Annotated in this window: 14 protein-coding genes; 12 read left to right on the top strand and 2 right to left on the bottom strand. The window is 72.4% G+C overall.

Translation table 11 applies throughout. The features are described 5' to 3' along the window. Nucleotides 1–48: 48 nt before the first annotated feature. The 8 genes from ruvC (at nt 49) to ACYVPE_RS23395 (ending at nt 9,406) form a co-directional block, all read left to right on the top strand. On the top strand, nt 49–603 hold the full coding sequence (gene ruvC, locus ACYVPE_RS23430) for a crossover junction endodeoxyribonuclease RuvC (protein WP_461035659.1): 555 nt from the start codon (nt 49–51) through the stop codon (nt 601–603). Continuing rightward, nucleotides 600–1,223, top strand: coding sequence for a Holliday junction branch migration protein RuvA (gene ruvA / locus ACYVPE_RS23425; RefSeq protein ID WP_461035658.1), 624 nt, complete (start codon nt 600–602; stop codon nt 1,221–1,223). The genes ruvC and ruvA overlap by 4 nt, the downstream gene beginning before the upstream one ends. A 41-nt stretch (nt 1,224–1,264) precedes the next feature. After that, complete coding sequence (ruvB, locus tag ACYVPE_RS23420) at nt 1,265–2,353, top strand: Holliday junction branch migration DNA helicase RuvB (RefSeq protein ID WP_461035657.1); 1,089 nt, start codon at nt 1,265–1,267, stop codon at nt 2,351–2,353. A 162-nt stretch (nt 2,354–2,515) separates the two neighbouring features. Continuing rightward, the gene (gene yajC / locus ACYVPE_RS23415) at nt 2,516–3,001 is read left to right on the top strand and encodes a preprotein translocase subunit YajC (protein ID WP_461035656.1); all 486 of its coding nucleotides are present in this window, start codon (nt 2,516–2,518) and stop codon (nt 2,999–3,001) included. Between the two features lie 87 nt (nt 3,002–3,088). Then, the gene (gene secD / locus ACYVPE_RS23410; protein ID WP_461035655.1) at nt 3,089–5,005 is read left to right on the top strand and encodes a protein translocase subunit SecD; all 1,917 of its coding nucleotides are present in this window, start codon (nt 3,089–3,091) and stop codon (nt 5,003–5,005) included. 2 nt (nt 5,006–5,007) lie between these two features. Further along, entirely contained in the window at nt 5,008–6,180 is a 1,173-nt protein-coding gene (gene secF / locus ACYVPE_RS23405; RefSeq protein WP_461035654.1) for a protein translocase subunit SecF, read from the top strand. After that, nucleotides 6,177–6,752, top strand: coding sequence for an adenine phosphoribosyltransferase (locus ACYVPE_RS23400; protein ID WP_461035653.1), 576 nt, complete (start codon nt 6,177–6,179; stop codon nt 6,750–6,752). Before secF ends, ACYVPE_RS23400 begins: the two co-directional genes overlap by 4 nt. Before the next feature lie 206 nt (nt 6,753–6,958). After that, complete coding sequence (locus tag ACYVPE_RS23395) at nt 6,959–9,406, top strand: RelA/SpoT family protein (protein ID WP_461035652.1); 2,448 nt, start codon at nt 6,959–6,961, stop codon at nt 9,404–9,406. 86 nt (nt 9,407–9,492) lie between these two features. Here ACYVPE_RS23395 and ACYVPE_RS23390 read toward each other — a convergent pair whose 3' ends face one another. Both ACYVPE_RS23390 and ACYVPE_RS23385 read right to left on the bottom strand, forming a co-directional pair. Beyond that, a complete protein-coding gene (locus ACYVPE_RS23390) occupies nt 9,493–10,722 on the bottom strand; it encodes a DUF349 domain-containing protein (protein ID WP_461035651.1) in 1,230 nt (409 codons plus the stop codon). 198 nt (nt 10,723–10,920) lie between these two features. Beyond that, the gene (locus ACYVPE_RS23385) at nt 10,921–11,781 is read right to left on the bottom strand and encodes a peptidylprolyl isomerase (RefSeq protein WP_461035650.1); all 861 of its coding nucleotides are present in this window, start codon (nt 11,779–11,781) and stop codon (nt 10,921–10,923) included. Nucleotides 11,782–11,998: 217 nt separating this feature from the next. On the opposite strand from ACYVPE_RS23385, the gene ACYVPE_RS23380 reads away from it, so the two are divergent. The 4 genes from ACYVPE_RS23380 to ACYVPE_RS23365 all read left to right on the top strand — a co-directional run. Further along, entirely contained in the window at nt 11,999–12,712 is a 714-nt protein-coding gene (locus tag ACYVPE_RS23380; protein ID WP_461035649.1) for an MBL fold metallo-hydrolase, read from the top strand. Nucleotides 12,713–12,739: 27 nt separating this feature from the next. Further along, nucleotides 12,740–14,002: a histidine--tRNA ligase gene (gene hisS, locus ACYVPE_RS23375; RefSeq protein ID WP_461035691.1), complete on the top strand. Its 1,263-nt coding sequence runs from the start codon at nt 12,740–12,742 to the stop codon at nt 14,000–14,002. Nucleotides 14,003–14,103: 101 nt separating this feature from the next. Beyond that, nucleotides 14,104–14,751, top strand: a complete 648-nt coding sequence (locus ACYVPE_RS23370) for a vitamin K epoxide reductase family protein (protein ID WP_461035690.1) — start codon at nt 14,104–14,106, stop codon at nt 14,749–14,751. Nucleotides 14,752–14,791: 40 nt separating this feature from the next. Further along, nucleotides 14,792–16,196: replication-associated recombination protein A (locus tag ACYVPE_RS23365; protein ID WP_461035648.1), on the top strand; the 1,405-nt coding region annotated here is incomplete at its 3' end.

Below are 16,196 nucleotides of genomic sequence, written 5' to 3'. Positions count from 1 at the left end.
GTCGGCCACGGCGGGTCACGCCGTGCGCGATCGCGAGAGGAGGGGCCGGTGCGGGTACTTGGGGTCGACCCCGGGCTGACGCGCTGTGGGGTTGGCGTGGTGGACGGCACCGCGGGCCGACCGCTGCGGATGGTCGCGGTGGGCGTGGTCCGCACCTCGGCCGAGGAGGACACGGCCCGCCGGCTGGTCCTCGTCGAGCAGGGCATAGAGGCGTGGTTGGACGAGCACCAGCCCGAAGTCGTCGCCGTCGAGCGGGTGTTCAGCCAGCACAACGTCCGCACCGTGATGGGCACCGCGCAGGCGAGCGCGGTCGCCATGCTCTGCGCGGCCCGGCGCGGCCTGCCCGTCGCGCTGCACACCCCGAGCGAGGTCAAGGCTGCGGTCACCGGCAACGGCCGGGCGGACAAGGCACAGGTCGGCTCCATGGTGGTGCGCCTGCTCAGGCTCAGCGCGATGCCCAAGCCGGCCGACGCCGCCGACGCGCTGGCCCTCGCCATCTGTCACATCTGGCGCGCCCCGGCCAAGCAGCGCCTCGAGCGGGCCTACACGGCGGCCCGCCGGCCCCCCACCCCGTCGAGCCCGAAGGGCGGCACCCCGTCTTGATCGCCTCCGTCGCAGGGCAGGTCGCCGCCCTCGGCCCGGACACCGCCGTGGTCGAGGTCGGCGGCGTCGGCATGGCCGTCCACTGCACCCCCGGCACGCTGGCCGGGCTGCGGGTCGGCGAGCCCGCCAGGCTCGCCACCTCGCTGGTCGTCAGGGAGGACTCGCTCACCCTCTACGGCTTCGCCGACGAGGACGAGCGCACCGTCTTCGAGCTGCTGCAGACCGCCAGCGGTGTCGGCCCCCGGCTCGCCCAGGCCATGCTCGCCGTCCACACACCGGACGCGCTGCGCCGCGCGGTCGCCGCCGGCGACGAGAAGGCGCTGACCGCCGTGCCGGGCATCGGCAAGAAGGGCGCCCAGAAGCTGCTCCTCGACCTGAAGGACCGGCTCGGCGAACCCCTCGGCACCGTCGTCGCCCCGCGGAGCGCCGCGGCCTCGACCGCGGCCGGCTGGCGCGAGCAGCTGCACCAGGCCCTCGTCGGCCTCGGCTACGCGCCCCGCGAGGCCGACCAGGCGATCGAGGCGGTGGCCCCGGCCGCCGAGGCCGGCGCCGAGGGCGCCCAGCCGTCGGTGGCCCGGCTGCTGCGCGCCGCGCTGCAGAGCCTCAACCGCGCCCGATGACGCACCGCACGGGCTCCGAAGCATCGAGAGGGAAGGGCGGCATGCCGCAGCAGCCGAGCTGGGAAGAGGAGACGGGCCACGGCGAGGCCGTGGGGGAGGAGCGGCTGGTCGGCGCCGACGCCGACCGCGACGACCTGGCCGTCGAGGCCGCGCTCCGCCCCAAGGACCTCGGCGAGTTCGTCGGCCAGACCCGGGTCCGCGAGCAGCTCGACCTGGTGCTGCGCGCCGCCAGGGCGCGCGGCGCCACCGCCGACCACGTGCTGCTCTCCGGCGCCCCCGGGCTCGGCAAGACCACGCTCTCCATGATCATCGCCGCCGAGATGGGCGCCCCGATCCGGATCACCTCGGGCCCCGCCATCCAGCATGCCGGTGACCTCGCCGCCATCCTCTCCTCGCTCACCGAGGGCGAGGTGCTCTTCCTCGACGAGATCCACCGGATGTCGAGGCCGGCCGAGGAGATGCTCTACATGGCAATGGAGGACTTCCGGGTCGACGTGATCGTCGGCAAGGGCCCGGGAGCCACCGCCATCCCGCTCGAGCTGCCGCCTTTCACCCTGGTCGGCGCCACCACCAGGGCCGGGCTGCTCCCGCCGCCGCTCCGCGACAGGTTCGGCTTCACAGGACACATGGAGTTCTACGCCCCGGCCGAGCTCGAGCGGGTGCTGCACCGCTCGGCCGGGCTGCTCGGCGTCGAGACCACGGGCGAGGGCGCCGCCGAGATCGCCGGCCGCTCCCGGGGCACCCCCCGCATCGCCAACCGGCTGCTGCGCCGGGTCAGGGACTACGCGCAGGTCAGGGCGGACGGCGTGGTGACCAAGGAGGCGGCCACCCGGGCGCTCGCGGTCTACGAGGTGGACGAGCGCGGCCTCGACCGCCTGGACCGGGCGGTGCTGCTGGCGCTGCTGAAGCTGTTCGGCGGCGGCCCGGTCGGCCTGGCCACGCTGGCCGTGGCGGTGGGGGAGGAGCGGGAGACGGTGGAGGAGGTCGCCGAACCGTTTCTGGTCAGGGAGGGCCTGCTCGCGCGCACCCCGAGGGGGCGGGTGGCGACCCCGGCGGCCTGGCGCCATCTCGGCATGGAACCGCCCCAGCAGCCGGCCCCGGGCGGACAAGAGGGACTGTTCGGGACGTGAGGGCGTGGATTTTCCCGAGTGGGAACTCCGATAGCATCCGAGGCGTTGTTCCCCCGGTGCAGCTCGCCTAGACTCCGCCGATGCCGTCCCCATTTCGAGGGCGGCGTGCCCACCCCCGAATAGAGGCCGCGGCAGCGGTCATACAAAGGAAATTCCTCCATCGTGGATCTCGCGTTTCTCTTCCCATTCATTCTGCTCATCGGCGTCATGTTCCTGATGACGCGCTCGGCCAAGAACCGGCAGCGTCAGGCCATGGAGATGCGCGACGCGATGGAACCGGGCACTGGTGTGCGGACCATCGGCGGCATGTATGCCCAGGTCAAGGAAGTCCGTGACGACACCGTGCTGCTCGAGCTCACCCCCGGTGTGCACGCCCTGTTCGCGAAGAACGCCATCGGCGCCGTCCTGGACGCCGAGGAGTACGAGCGCATCGTGAACGGCGTGGAGGAGATCGACGAGGAGGCTCCGGTCGTCCCCGACGACGCCTCCTCGCTGACCGAGACCTCGGCCGACGCCGACGAGGACCGGGATGACCGGGAGGACCGGGAGGAGCGGGTGGAGCTGGGCAAGGAGGGCGCCACGGCCGAGTCCGCGGCGGAGGAGCCCAAGAAGGACGACGGCGAGCGCGGCTCCAGGTCCGACAGCTGAGGGCGACGGCACCGGGCCGTCCGTAGTCATCCGCTGAACCGCGCGGCGATCATCGCGCCGGTCGTTGGACAGAGAGAAGACGAGAAGGTGGCGACACCGAAGAAGGACCTCGGGTCCTCGCGGAAGAGGGATCTCGGGTCCCGGGCAGCCCAGGGCAGGCCCGGGCGCGCCCTGTTCCTGATCGTGTTGATCATGGGCGGCCTCATCGGAGGGATGTTCGCCTCCGGGCACACCACCCCCCGCCTGGGAATCGACCTCGCCGGCGGCACGAGCATCACGCTCTCCGCCGTGCCGGACGGCGACAACCAGGACGCGATCAACACGACCAACCTGAACACCGCCGTCAACATCATCGAGCGGCGGGTCAACGGTCTGGGCGTGTCGGAGGCCGAGGTCCAGACTCAGGGCGACCGGAACATCATCGTCAACATCCCCAGGGGCTCCGACGAGCAGCAGGCCAGGGAGCAGGTCGGCACCACCGCCGAGCTCGGCTTCCGGCCCGTGCTGAGCGCCACCTCCGCGCAGCCGCTTCCCGAGGACACCGGGGAGACGGGCGGAACCGGGGAGACCGGCGACACGGGTGACACCGGGGACACCGAGGGTTCGGCCGACACCGGCGGCTCGGAGGAGACCGCGGACTCCGGCGCCGGCCAGGACTCGGGCGAGTCCGCCGACTCCGGCGACTCGGCCGGCACCGAGGGCGACGCGGGCACCGAGTCCGACACCACCGACCAGGGCCTCGCCCCGCTCGGCCAGGGCGGCTCCGCCACCACCGCGAGCACCGCGTCCTTCACCACCGAGGAGTCGGACCAGGGCGACACCGGTGGCGACGCGGGTGACACAGGTGGCGACACCGGCGACGCCGCGACCGATCCCGCGCAGCAGCAGGCCGCCGAGCTGCAGGCGCAGCTCGACGCGCTGGACTGCGGCACCGACGAGGCGCGGCTGGCCTCCGGCCGGGCGGCCGGGCAGGCCGCCCCCGAGGACCCGGTCGTCGCCTGCTACCCGGACCAGGACGCCAAGTACGCCCTCGGCCCGGTGGCCGTGCCCGGCACCGACGTCACCGACGCGAGCGCCGTCTACGACACCCAGCGCGGTCAGGGCTGGATCGTCCAGATGGAGTTCAGCAACTCGGGCGCCGGCAAGTTCGCCGACGTCACCGCCGACCTGGCCACCCAGGTCCAGCCGATGAACCAGTTCGCGATCGTGCTGGACGGCGAGGTCGTCTCCGCGCCCAGCGTCTCCGAGCGCCTCGGCGGCGGCCGGGCCGAGATCTCCGGCAGCTTCAGCCAGGAGTCCGCCGAGGACCTGGCCAACATCCTGAAGTACGGCGCGCTGCCGCTCAGCTTCGAGGAGGCCAGCGTCTCCACGGTCTCCCCGACCCTGGGTGGCGAGCAGCTGGATGCCGGTCTGATCGCCGGCGGCATCGGCCTCGCCCTCGTGGTGATCTACATGCTGGTCTACTACCGGGGTCTCTCGCTGATCGCGGTCGCCAGCCTGCTGGTCTCCACCGTCCTCACCTACACGCTCATGTCGCTCCTCGGCCCGGCCATCGGCTTCGCGCTGAACCTGCCGGCCGTCTGCGGCGCCATCGTGGCGATCGGCATCACCGCCGACTCGTTCATCGTGTACTTCGAGCGGATAAGGGACGAGGTCAGGGAGGGCCGCAGCCTGCGGCCGGCGGTGGAGCGTGCCTGGCCGCGCGCCCGGCGCACCATCCTGGTCTCGGACTTCGTGTCCTTCCTCGCCGCTGCCGTGCTCTTCGTGGTCACGGTCGGCAAGGTGCAGGGCTTCGCCTTCACTCTCGGCCTGACCACCCTGCTCGACGTGGTGGTGGTCTTCCTCTTCACCAAGCCGCTGATGACGCTGCTCGCCCGGCGTAAGTTCTTCTCCAGCGGGCACAAGTGGTCCGGCCTCGATCCCAAGCGGCTCGGTGCCCGACCGCTGCTCCGCGGCGCCCGTCGCGGTCCGGCCCCCGTCCAGCCCGACGTGAAGGAGGCGTGAGCATGTCACGGATCGGCGATCTTGGGGCCCGGCTGTACCGTGGCGAGATCGGCGTCGACTTCGTCGGCAGGCGGAAGATCTGGTACGGCGTCTCGGTCCTGATCACCATCCTGGCGTTCGCCGGGGTGTTGATCCGCGGGCTGCACATGGGCGTGGAGTTCGAGGGCGGCGCGGTCTTCACCACCTCGGCCACCGAGGTCTCCGTCGAGGAGGCCCGCGAGGTGGCGGAGGAGGCGTCGGGCAGCCAGGCGTTGGTGCAGACCCTGGGCGACGACGGCTCGATGCGGATCCAGGTCAGCGGCCTGGACACCGATCAGTCGAACGCCACCAGGGAGGCGCTCGCCGAGGAGCTCGGCGTCCCGACCGACAGCCTCAACGCCGAGGTGATCGGCCCCAGCTGGGGCGACCAGATCGCCAACAAGGCGTGGCAGGGCCTGGCCATCTTCCTCGTGCTGGTGGTGATCTACCTCGCCATCGCCTTCGAGTGGCGGATGGCCCTGGCGGCGCTCGTCGCCCTGGTCCACGACCTCACGATCACGGTCGGCGTCTACGCGCTGGTCGGCTTCGAGGTCACCCCGGGCACGGTGATCGGCCTGCTCACCATCCTGGGTTACTCGCTCTACGACACCGTCGTCGTCTTCGACGGCCTCAAGGAGCAGACCAAGCACTTCACCCGGCAGACCCGCTACACCTACGCGGAGCTGGCCAACCGCAGCCTCAACGGCACCCTGGTGCGCTCCATCAACACCTCGGTGGTCGCGCTGCTCCCGGTGGGGGCGCTGCTCTTCATCGGCGGTGGCCTGCTGGGTGGCGGCATGCTCAACGACATCGCCCTCTCGCTCTTCGTCGGCCTCACCGCCGGTGCCTACTCCTCGATCGTGATCGCCACCCCGCTGGTCTCCGACCTCAAGTCGCGGGAGTCGGAGATCAGGGCCCAGGATCGGCGCGTCCTCTCCAGGCGCGCGAAGCGCGCCGAGGGTGCCGAGGGCACCGAGGGCGAGGATCACCTGGACGAGGAGGGCGTGGCGTCCGGCGCCGAGCCTGAGAACGAGCCGGTCGAGCCCGTAGACGAGGAGCCGGCGGCGCCGGCCGGGGTCGGTGGCCCGCGCGGCCCGCGCCGCCAGCCGGCGGCCCGCTCCCGCGGCCGCGGCAGGCCCTCGGGGAAGCGCCGGTGAGCCCGCGGGCCGAGACCTCGCCGGTCTCCTCCCGCCCCGCCCTCGCGGACCTGCTGCTGAGCCGCATCAGGGACGTGCCCGACTACCCGCGGCCAGGGGTCCTCTTCAAGGACATCACCCCGCTGCTCGCCGACCCCGAGGCGCTGACCGCCCTCACCGACGAGCTCGCGGCGTTCTCCCTGGCCCAGGGCGCCACCAAGGTGGTCGGTCTCGAGGCTCGCGGCTTCATCCTGGCCGCGCCGGTCGCCGTCCGGGCCGGCATGGGCTTCGTGCCGGTCCGCAAGGCCGGCAAGCTGCCGGGCGCCACGCTGGCCCAGTCCTACGAGCTGGAGTACGGCACCGCCGAGATGGAGATCCACGCCGAGGACCTGACCCCGGACGACCGGGTGCTGATCATCGACGACGTGCTGGCCACCGGCGGCACCGCGGAGGCGGCCATCCACCTGATCCGGCGCACCGGAGCCCAGCTGGCCGGTCTGGCCGTGCTGATGGAGCTGACGTTCCTGTCCGGCCGCGACCGGGTGACCGGGGCGCTCGGCGAGGCCCCCTACCAGGCCCTGCTCACCGTGTGAGTCTCCACCGCTACGCGCCCGGGCCCCGCCGAGAAGGCGGAGCCCGGGCGCGTACGCCTGTCCGGCGCGAGCGGTCGGCCAGACCTCGTTACGATGGCAGTCCGATCGTTACCCGGCCGGACTCCGCCTCGGGCCGCTGAGGGCCCAGGAGGACCGTTCCCTTTCCCGGCCGCCCATGGCGGGGAAGGGCCCGCAGAGGAGTGCCCTTGCCAGACGACGCCCAGCCGCTCACCTCGGCTCAGCGGAAGAACTCGCAGCCGTCGACCCTCGGCTGGCGGGAGGGCGCGGACACCCGCGCCCAGCCGCCGGCCCCGCAGCCCACGGCCGCGGTCTCCGGCGTCTCAGGTCGCTCCGGCTCCTCCAACCGCGTGCGGGCCAGGCTCGCCCGGCTGGGCGTCCAGCGCTCCACCCCGTACAACCCGGTGCTCGAACCGCTGCTCCGCGTCGTCCGGGCCAACGACCCCAAGGCCGACACCGCGGCCCTGCGCCAGATCGAGCGCGCCTACCAGGTCGCCGAGCGCTGGCACCGCGGCCAGAAGCGCAAGAGCGGCGATCCCTACATCACCCACCCGCTGGCCGTCACCACCATCCTGGCCGAGCTCGGCATGGACGCGGCGACGCTGATGGCCGGCCTGCTGCACGACACCGTCGAGGACACCGAGTACGGCCTCGACACCCTGCGGCGCGACTTCGGCGACCAGGTCGCGCTGCTCGTCGACGGCGTCACCAAGCTCGACAAGGTCAAGTTCGGCGAGGCGGCGCAGGCCGAGACGGTCCGCAAGATGGTCGTGGCCATGGCGAAGGACCCGAGGGTCCTGGTGATCAAGCTCGCCGACCGGCTGCACAACATGCGCACCATGCGCTTCCTCAAGCGCGAGAAGCAGGAGCAGAAGGCCCGCGAGACGCTGGAGATCTACGCTCCGCTGGCCCATCGGCTCGGCATGAACACCATCAAGTGGGAGCTCGAGGACCTGGCCTTCGCCATCCTCTACCCCAAGATGTACGACGAGATCGTGCGGCTGGTCGCCGAGCGCGCGCCCAAGCGGGACGAGTACCTGGCCACCGTCATCGACGAGGTCCAGGCCGACCTGCGGGGGGCCAGGATCAAGGCCACCGTCACCGGCCGGCCCAAGCACTACTACAGCGTCTACCAGAAGATGATCGTGCGCGGCCGGGACTTCGCCGAGATCTACGACCTGGTGGGCATCCGGGTCCTGGTGGACACGGTCCGTGACTGCTACGCGGCGCTCGGCACGGTGCACGCCCGGTGGAACCCGGTGCCCGGCCGGTTCAAGGACTACATCGCGATGCCCAAGTTCAACATGTACCAGTCGCTGCACACGACGGTCATAGGACCCGGGGGCAAGCCGGTCGAGCTGCAGATCCGCACCTTCGACATGCACCGCCGTGCCGAGTTCGGCATCGCGGCCCACTGGAAGTACAAGCAGCAGGCCGTCGCCGGCGCCTCCAAGGTCCGCTCCGACGCCCCCAAGAAGGGCGAGCGGCGCGGCGGCCGCAGCACCGTCGACGACATGGCCTGGCTGCGTCAGCTGCTCGACTGGCAGAAGGAGACCGAGGACCCGGGGGAGTTCCTCGAGTCGCTGCGCTTCGACCTGTCGCGCAACGAGGTCTTCGTCTTCACGCCCAAGGGCGACGTGATCGCGCTCCCCGCCGGCGCCACCCCGGTGGACTTCGGCTACGCGGTGCACACCGAGGTGGGCCACCGCACCATAGGGGCCAAGGTCAACGGCCGCCTGGTGCCATTGGAGTCCACCCTGGACAACGGCGACACGGTGGAGATCTTCACCTCCAAGGCCGACGGCGCCGGGCCGTCCCGCGACTGGCTCGGCTTCGTCAAGTCGCCGCGGGCGCGGAACAAGATCCGCGGCTGGTTCTCCAGGGAGCGCCGGGACGAGGCCATCGAGCTCGGCAAGGACTCCATCGCCCGCGCCGTGCGCAAGCAGAACCTGCCCATCCAGCACGTGCTCAGCGGCGACGCCCTGGTCACCCTGGCCCACGAGATGCGCTACCCGGACATCTCCTCGCTCTACGCCGCCATCGGCGAGGGCCACGTCTCGGCGCACAACGTGGTGCAGAAGCTGGTCCAGGCGGTCGGCGGCGAGGAGGCCGCCAACGAGGACATCGCCGAGGCGGCGCCGCCGGTGCCCGTCCGCAGCAAGCGGCGCAGCAACGCCGACCCCGGCGTGGTGGTCAAGGGCGTGGACGACCTCTGGGTCAAGCTCGCCCGCTGCTGCACCCCCGTGCCAGGCGACCCGATCATCGGCTTCGTCACCCGGGGCAACGGCGTCTCGGTGCACCGCGCCGACTGCGTCAACGTCGACTCGCTGTCCCGGGAGCCCGAGCGGATCCTGGACGTCGAGTGGGCGCCCACCCAGTCCTCGGTGTTCCTGGTCGCCATCCAGGTCGAGGCGCTCGACCGGTCCCGGCTGCTGTCCGACGTGACGCGGGTGCTCTCCGACCAGCACGTCAACATCCTGTCGGCCGCCGTGCAGACCTCGCGGGACCGGGTGGCCACCTCCCGGTTCACCTTCGAGATGGGCGACCCCAAGCACCTCGGGCACGTGCTGAAGGCGGTGCGGGGCGTGGAGGGCGTCTACGACGTCTACCGGGTCACCTCCTCCCGCAGGAGCTGAGCGGCCCGCGGCACCACGCGGGCCACGACGAGGGCGGCCGCCCGGGAGGAGTCCCGGGCGGCCGCCCTCGTCGTGCCGGGTGCCGATCAGCCGCCGAACTCGGCGAGCCCCTTGAGCGCCTGGTCGAGCAGCGCCTGCCGCCCGGCGAGCTCCTGCTCCAGCTTGTCGGCCTTGGCCGTGTTGCCCGCGGCCCTGGCCTTCTCCGCCTGCTCACGCAGTCGGTCCACCGCGTCCTGGAGCTGCCCCGTGAGGCCGGCGGCCCGCGCCCGCGCCTCCGGGTTGGTGCGCCGCCACTCGGCCTCCTCGGCCTCCGAGACGGCCCGGTCCACCGCGCTCATCCGGCCCTCGATCGCGGGCCTCGCGTCGCGCGGCACGTGACCGATGGCCTCCCAGCGCTCGCCGATCGACCGCAGCGCGGCCCTGGCGGCCCGCAGGTCCGTGATCGGAAGCAGCTTCTCGGCCTCGGCCGCCAGCTCCTCCTTGCGGGCCAGGTTGTCCCGCTGCTCCGCGTCACGCTCGGCGAACGTCGCGCCCCTGGCCTGGAAGAACACGTCCTGCGCGGCCCGGAACCTGGCCCACAGATCCTCCTCCGCGTCCCGCTGCGCCCGGCCGGCGGCCTTCCACTCCCGCATCAGATCGCGGTAGCGGGCCGCGGTCGTGCCCCAGTCCGTTGAGTCGGAGAGCGCCTCGGCCTCGGAGATCAGCTTCTCCTTGCGCCGCCTGGTGTCCTCGCGCTGCGTGTCGAGCGCCGCGAAGTGCGCCTTCCGCCGCTTCGAGAAGGCGGACCGCGCCTGGGAGAAGCGGTGCCACAGCTCGTCGTCCGTCTTGCGGTCGAGCCTCGGCAGGCCCTTCCACGTGTCGACGAGACCCCGCAGCCGCTCGCCCGCGGACCGCCACTGCTCGCTGGCCGCCAGCTCTTCGGCCTCGGCGACCAGCGCCTCCTTGGCGCCCCTGGCCTCCTCCGACTGCCTGGCCCTGGCCGCCTTGCGCTCCTCACGGCGGGCGTCGACCACGCCCGTCAGCTCGTCGAGACGCCGGCCGAGTGACGCCAGGTCGCCGACCGCGTGCCCCGCGTCGACCTGCTCCCGCAGGTGACCGATGGCCGTCGTCGCGTCCTTGGCGGACAGGTCGGTCGTCTTGACCCGACGCTCCAGCAGCTCGATCTCCACCACGAGGCCGTCGAACTTGCGCTCGAAATAGGCCAGCGCCTCGTCCGGCGAACCGGCCTGCCAGGAGCCGACGACCTTCTCACCGTCGGCCGTCCGCACGTAAACGGTCCCCGTCTCGTCGACGCGGCCCCACGGCTCGCTGCTCACAGCGCCTCCTCGTTTGATGCCCGCGGGGGAATGTGACGCCCCCGGCATCGTCCACAGTTCTCGTCCGGTGCAACCGGCTGTCGGGCCCGCCTGACCGGCGAAGGGACCCTACACAACGCCAACATAGGCGACGCCCCACCCGGCTGTCCGCACCTTGCCGTGCGGAAATTGCCCCCCGGCACCCGGGGGGCGTCCCGCTCAGCCCTCGGCGGCCGGTTCCACCGTCGCCTCGTCGACCACCACGGTCGCATAGGGCGCGGTGTTGCCGGTCGTCGGGTCCGGCGGCGCGGCACCGGTGCTCGCGATCGTCTCCAGCACGTCCATCCCGGCCGTCACCTGGCCGAAGGGGGTGTAGTCAGGGGGCAGCTGGCTGTCCTGGTAGACCAGGAAGAACTGGCTGCCGCCCGAGTCGCGCCCGCTGTCGGTCGACGCGTCGTAGGTGTTGGCCATGGCCACCGTGCCGGCCGGGTAGACGCCCTCGGCCAGCGCGGGGGAGTCCAGGTTCTCGTCCGGGATGGTGTACCCGGGACCGCCCTGCCCCGAGCCGGTGGGGTCCCCGCACTGCAGCACGTAGATGCCCTCGGTCACCAGCCGGTGGCACGGCGAGTGGTCGAGGTAGCCCTCGCCGGCCAGGAAGGCGAACGAGTTCACGGTGCGCGGGGCGGCCCCGGCGTCCATGGTGATCTCGATGTCGCCGCAGGTGGTGGCGAGCCGCATCACGTAGCTCGCCCCCTCGTCCACCGCCATCTCGGGCTCGGCGTCCCACTGGCCGGTCGACGGCTCACCCTCGGCCGGTGCCTCGCACGGGTCCTCCGGCGGGTCACTCGGCTCCGCGGTGGGCTCGGTGGTCGGCTGGTCGTCCGCCACCTCCTCCGTGCTGTCGTCGTCGCGGTTGAGCATCACGAGCGCCGTGCCGCCGCCGGCCACCACGAGCACCAGCAACGCACTCAACAGCACCCGGCGCCGACGCCCCCGCCGCGCCCGGTCGTGCCTGCGCTCCGTCTGCCGCTCGAACTTGGCCCGTGCCAGCTGCTTTCGCCGCTGATCCCTGGTGACCACCGCGCTCTCCTCCCACAACCGGCCTGCTCTCGACTGGACCCGTGGGCGTACCGTATACGGGTTCGCCCACGTCGCACCGACGCCGGTAGGCTCTTGGCTCGGGAGGGCCCGCATCCGACCCGGCCCGCACCCGAACTGACCTGATCCCGCACACCGACGACGCGCGATCGGGTTCAACGTGTAGCCGAAGCCGCGTAACGACGACCTAAGGACGCCCGTGCTCATCGCTGGCTTCCCCGCCGGAGCCTGGGGGACGAACTGCTATCTGGTCGCCCCGGCGGCGGGCGAGGAGTGCGTCGTCGTCGACCCCGGCCACCTGGCGGCCCCCGGCGTCGAGGAGACCATCGCCAAGCACCGCCTCAAGCCCGTCGCCGTCGTCCTCACCCACGGCCACCTCGACCACGTGGCCTCCGTCGTCCCGGTCTGCGGCGCGCACGACGTGCCGGCCTGGCTGCACCCCGAGGACCGCTACATGCTGACCGACCCCGGCAGGGCACTCGGCATGCGGATCGGCCAGCCGCTGCTCGGCGACCTCACCATCGGCGAGCCCGACGACCTTCGGGAGCTGACCGACGGGGCCGAGCTCGAACTGGCCGGCCTCTCGTTCTCCGTCGCGCACGCCCCGGGCCATACCAGGGGGTCGGTGACCTTCCGGCTGCCCGAGCACACCGACGTCCCGTCGGTCCTCTTCTCGGGCGACCTGCTGTTCGCCGGCTCCATCGGACGCACCGACCTCCCCGGCGGTGACCACGCCGAGATCCTGCGGTCGCTGACCCGTGTCTGCCTCCCGCTCGACGACTCGACCGTGGTGCTGTCCGGGCACGGCCCGCAGACCACCATCGGCCGCGAGCGCGCCAGCAACCCGTTCCTGCGGGAGCTGGCCGCTGGCCACGGGGCCGCCGAGCAGGCGCCCCCGCGACAAGGAATGTGAAGAAACCACTCCGTGAGCACCAGCACTGTGAGCACCTTCTCCGCCCCCAAGGGCACCTACGACCTGCTCCCGCCCGACTCGGCGACCTTCCTCGCGGTCCGCGAGGCGCTCGCCGCGCCGCTGCGCCGCGCCGGCTACGGCTACGTCGAGACGCCGGGCTTCGAGAACGTGGAGCTGTTCTCCCGCGGTGTCGGCGAGTCCACCGACATCGTCACCAAGGAGATGTACACCCTCACCACCAAGGGCGGCGCCGAGCTCGCACTGCGTCCCGAGGGCACCGCCTCCGTGCTGCGCGCCGCGCTCCAGGCCAACCTGCACCGGGCCGGCGGGCTGCCGGTCAAGCTCTGGTACTCGGGCTCCTACTACCGCTACGAGCGGCCGCAGGCCGGGCGCTACCGGCACTTCTCGCAGGTCGGCGCCGAGGCACTGGGATCCGAGGACCCGGCGCTCGACGCCGAGCTGATCATCCTCGCCGCCGACGCCTACCGCTCGCTCGGGTTGAGCGGTGTGCGGCTGCTGCTCAACTCGCTCGGCGACCGCGAGTGCCGCCCCGCCTACCGGGCCAGGCTCCAGGAGTTCCTGCGCGCCCTCGACCTGGACGAGGACACCAGGGCCAGGATCGAGATCAACCCGCTGCGGGTGCTCGACGACAAGCGCCAGGAGGTCCAGCGTCAACTCGTCGACGCCCCGATGATGCGTGATCACCTGTGCGAGGCGTGCAAGGCGTACCACGAGCGGGTGCGCGAGCTGCTGACCGCCGCGGGCGTCGCCTTCACCGACGACGAGAAGCTGGTCCGCGGCCTCGACTACTACACGCGGACCACCTTCGAGTTCGTCTACGACGGCCTGGGCGCGCAGTCGGGGGTCGGCGGCGGCGGGCGCTACGACGGCCTCTCCGAGATGATCGGCGGCCCGTCGCTGCCCTCGGTCGGCTGGGCCGTCGGCGTGGACCGGGTCGTGCTCGCGCTGCGCGCCGAGGGCATCGAGCTGCCGCTGCCCGCGACCACCCAGGTCTTCGCGGTGCCGCTCGGCGAGGAGGCGAGGAGCGAACTCTTCGGCCTGGTCACCGAGTTGCGCCGGGCCGGGCTCGCGGCCGACTTCGCCTACGGCGGGCGCGGCGTGAAGGCCGCCATGAAGGCCGCCAACCGCAGCGGCGCCCGGTTCGCCGTGGTGGCCGGCGAGCGGGACCTGGCCGAGGGCGTCGTCCAGCTCAAGGACCTGGAGAGCGGGGAACAGGAGCCGGTGACGCGGGACGGGATCGCCGCCGAGCTGGTCCGCCGGCTCGGCTGAACCCCGCCCGGGTCCTTCGCCCGGGGCCCTTCGTCCGTTGACGGCGGAGGGTGCACGGTGCGTCACTGGTGCAGAATGGACCGGTACCCGTGACCGAGCGGATGGGCGATATGGCTTCGGCAGTAGATGAGGTGCGGACCGAGCGACCGGCCGCGCCGAGCGGTGAGCGGCAGGGCGTCGGCGCGGGGCGCGGCTTCGCGCTGCTGCTCGTCGTCACCGGGTTCGCGGGGCTGCTGGCGTCCTGGGTGATCACCCTGGACAAGTTCCACCTCCTCGAGGACCCGAACTTCACGCCGGCGTGCAGCCTCAACCCGGTGATCTCGTGCGGCAGCATCATGGAGAGCGACCAGGCGTCGGCCTTCGGCTTCCCCAACCCGATGCTGGGCCTCGTCGCCTACGGCTCGGTGATCACCATCGGCGTGGGCCTGCTGTCCGGCGCCCGCTACCGGCGCTGGTTCTGGCTCGGGCTGCAGGGCGGCACGCTCTTCGGCGTCGGCTTCTGCACCTGGCTCCAGTACCAGTCGCTGTACGAGATCAACGCGCTGTGCCTGTGGTGCTGCCTGGCCTGGGTCGCCACCATCGTCATGTTCTGGTACACGACGGTGCACAACGTCCGGCAGGGCGTCCTGCGGGTGCCGGCCGGCGTCCGCAACGCCCTCGACGAGTTCCACTGGCTGCTGCCCGCGGTGCACGTCGGGATCATCGGCATGCTGATCCTGACCCGCTGGTGGGACTTCTGGACCAGCTGAGCCACCCTGACTGTCAGCGGGGTGGCTTAGGGTCGGGGGCGTGGAAGCCGACCTGTTCACCGCGGCCGCCGAGGAGCGCGCCGAGCGGAACCCCACGGGCCGTCCGCTGGCCGTCCGGATGCGTCCCCGCACGCTCGACGAAGTCGTCGGCCAACAGCACCTGCTACGGCCGGGCTCACCGCTGCGGCGGCTGGTCGGCGAGGGCGGCGGCGGCCCCGCCGGGCCCTCCTCGGTGATCCTCTGGGGTCCCCCCGGCACCGGCAAGACCACGCTGGCCCACGTCGTCAGCCAGGCCACCGACAAGCGGTTCACCGAGCTGTCGGCCATCACCGCGGGCGTCAAGGAGGTGCGCACCGTGATCGACGGCGCGCGGCGCGCCTCAGGGGGCTACGGCAAGGACACCGTGCTCTTCCTCGACGAGATCCACCGCTTCAGCAAGGCCCAGCAGGACTCGCTGCTCCCCGCCGTGGAGAACCGCTGGGTCACGCTGATCGCCGCCACCACCGAGAACCCGTACTTCTCGGTGATCTCGCCGCTCCTCTCCCGCTCCCTGCTGCTCACGCTCGAACCGCTCGCCGAGGACGACCTGCGCGGCCTGCTGCGCCGCGCGGTGGCCGACGAGCGCGGCCTGGCGGGCTCCGTCGTGCTGCCGACCGACACCGAGGAGATGCTGCTCCGGATCGCCGGCGGCGACGCGCGGCGCGCGCTCACCGCGCTGGAGGCCGGCGCGGGCGCGGCGCTCGCCAAGGGCGAGTCGGAGATCGCCCTGGCCACGCTGGAGACCGCGGTCGACCGGGCGGCCGTCACGTACGACCGGGACGGCGACCAGCACTACGACGTGGCCAGCGCGCTGATCAAGTCCATCCGCGGCTCCGACGTGGACGCGGCGCTGCACTACCTCGCCAGGATGATCGAGGCCGGCGAGGACCCGAGGTTCATCGCCAGGCGGCTGATGATCTCCGCCAGCGAGGACATCGGCATGGCGGACCCGACGGCCCTGCCGACGGCGGTGGCCGCGGCCCAGGCGGTGGCCATGATCGGCTTCCCCGAGGCGGCGATCACCCTCGGCCACGCCACGATCGCGCTGGCCCTGGCGCCCAAGTCCAACGCGGCCGTCCTCGCCATCGGCGAGGCCCAGGCCGACGTCCGGGCCGGCCTGGCCGGCCCGGTGCCGGCCCACCTGCGGGACAGCCACTACGGCGGCGCCGGCAAGCTGGGCCACGGCGAGGGCTACCAGTACCCGCACGACGTGCCAGGCGGCATCGCCGCGCAGCAGTACGCGCCGGACGCGATCCAGGGCAAGCGGTACTACCGGCCGACGACGCATGGGGCGGAGGCGCGGTTCACGGAGATACTGGCCCGAGTACGCGACCGCTTGGGCCGGCCGGGGGTTTTCCCCGCCCGCCCGCCCTTCTCCCCGCTGCCGCTGCCCGGCCTCCGGCCAG

Source organism: Streptomyces mayteni (assembly GCF_054783955.1).
Note: the sequence above shows the minus strand (reverse complement) of the source record. Positions and strands in the feature narration are given on the sequence as shown.

Excerpts from the sequence above, each read along its gene's own strand:
- ruvB (WP_461035657.1), top strand. The coding sequence starts at position 1,265 with ATGCCGCAGCAGCCGAGCTGGGAAGAGGAGACGGGCCACGGCGAGGCC.
- secF (WP_461035654.1), top strand. The coding sequence starts at position 5,008 with ATGTCACGGATCGGCGATCTTGGGGCCCGGCTGTACCGTGGCGAGATC.
- ACYVPE_RS23370 (WP_461035690.1), top strand. The coding sequence starts at position 14,104 with ATGGGCGATATGGCTTCGGCAGTAGATGAGGTGCGGACCGAGCGACCG.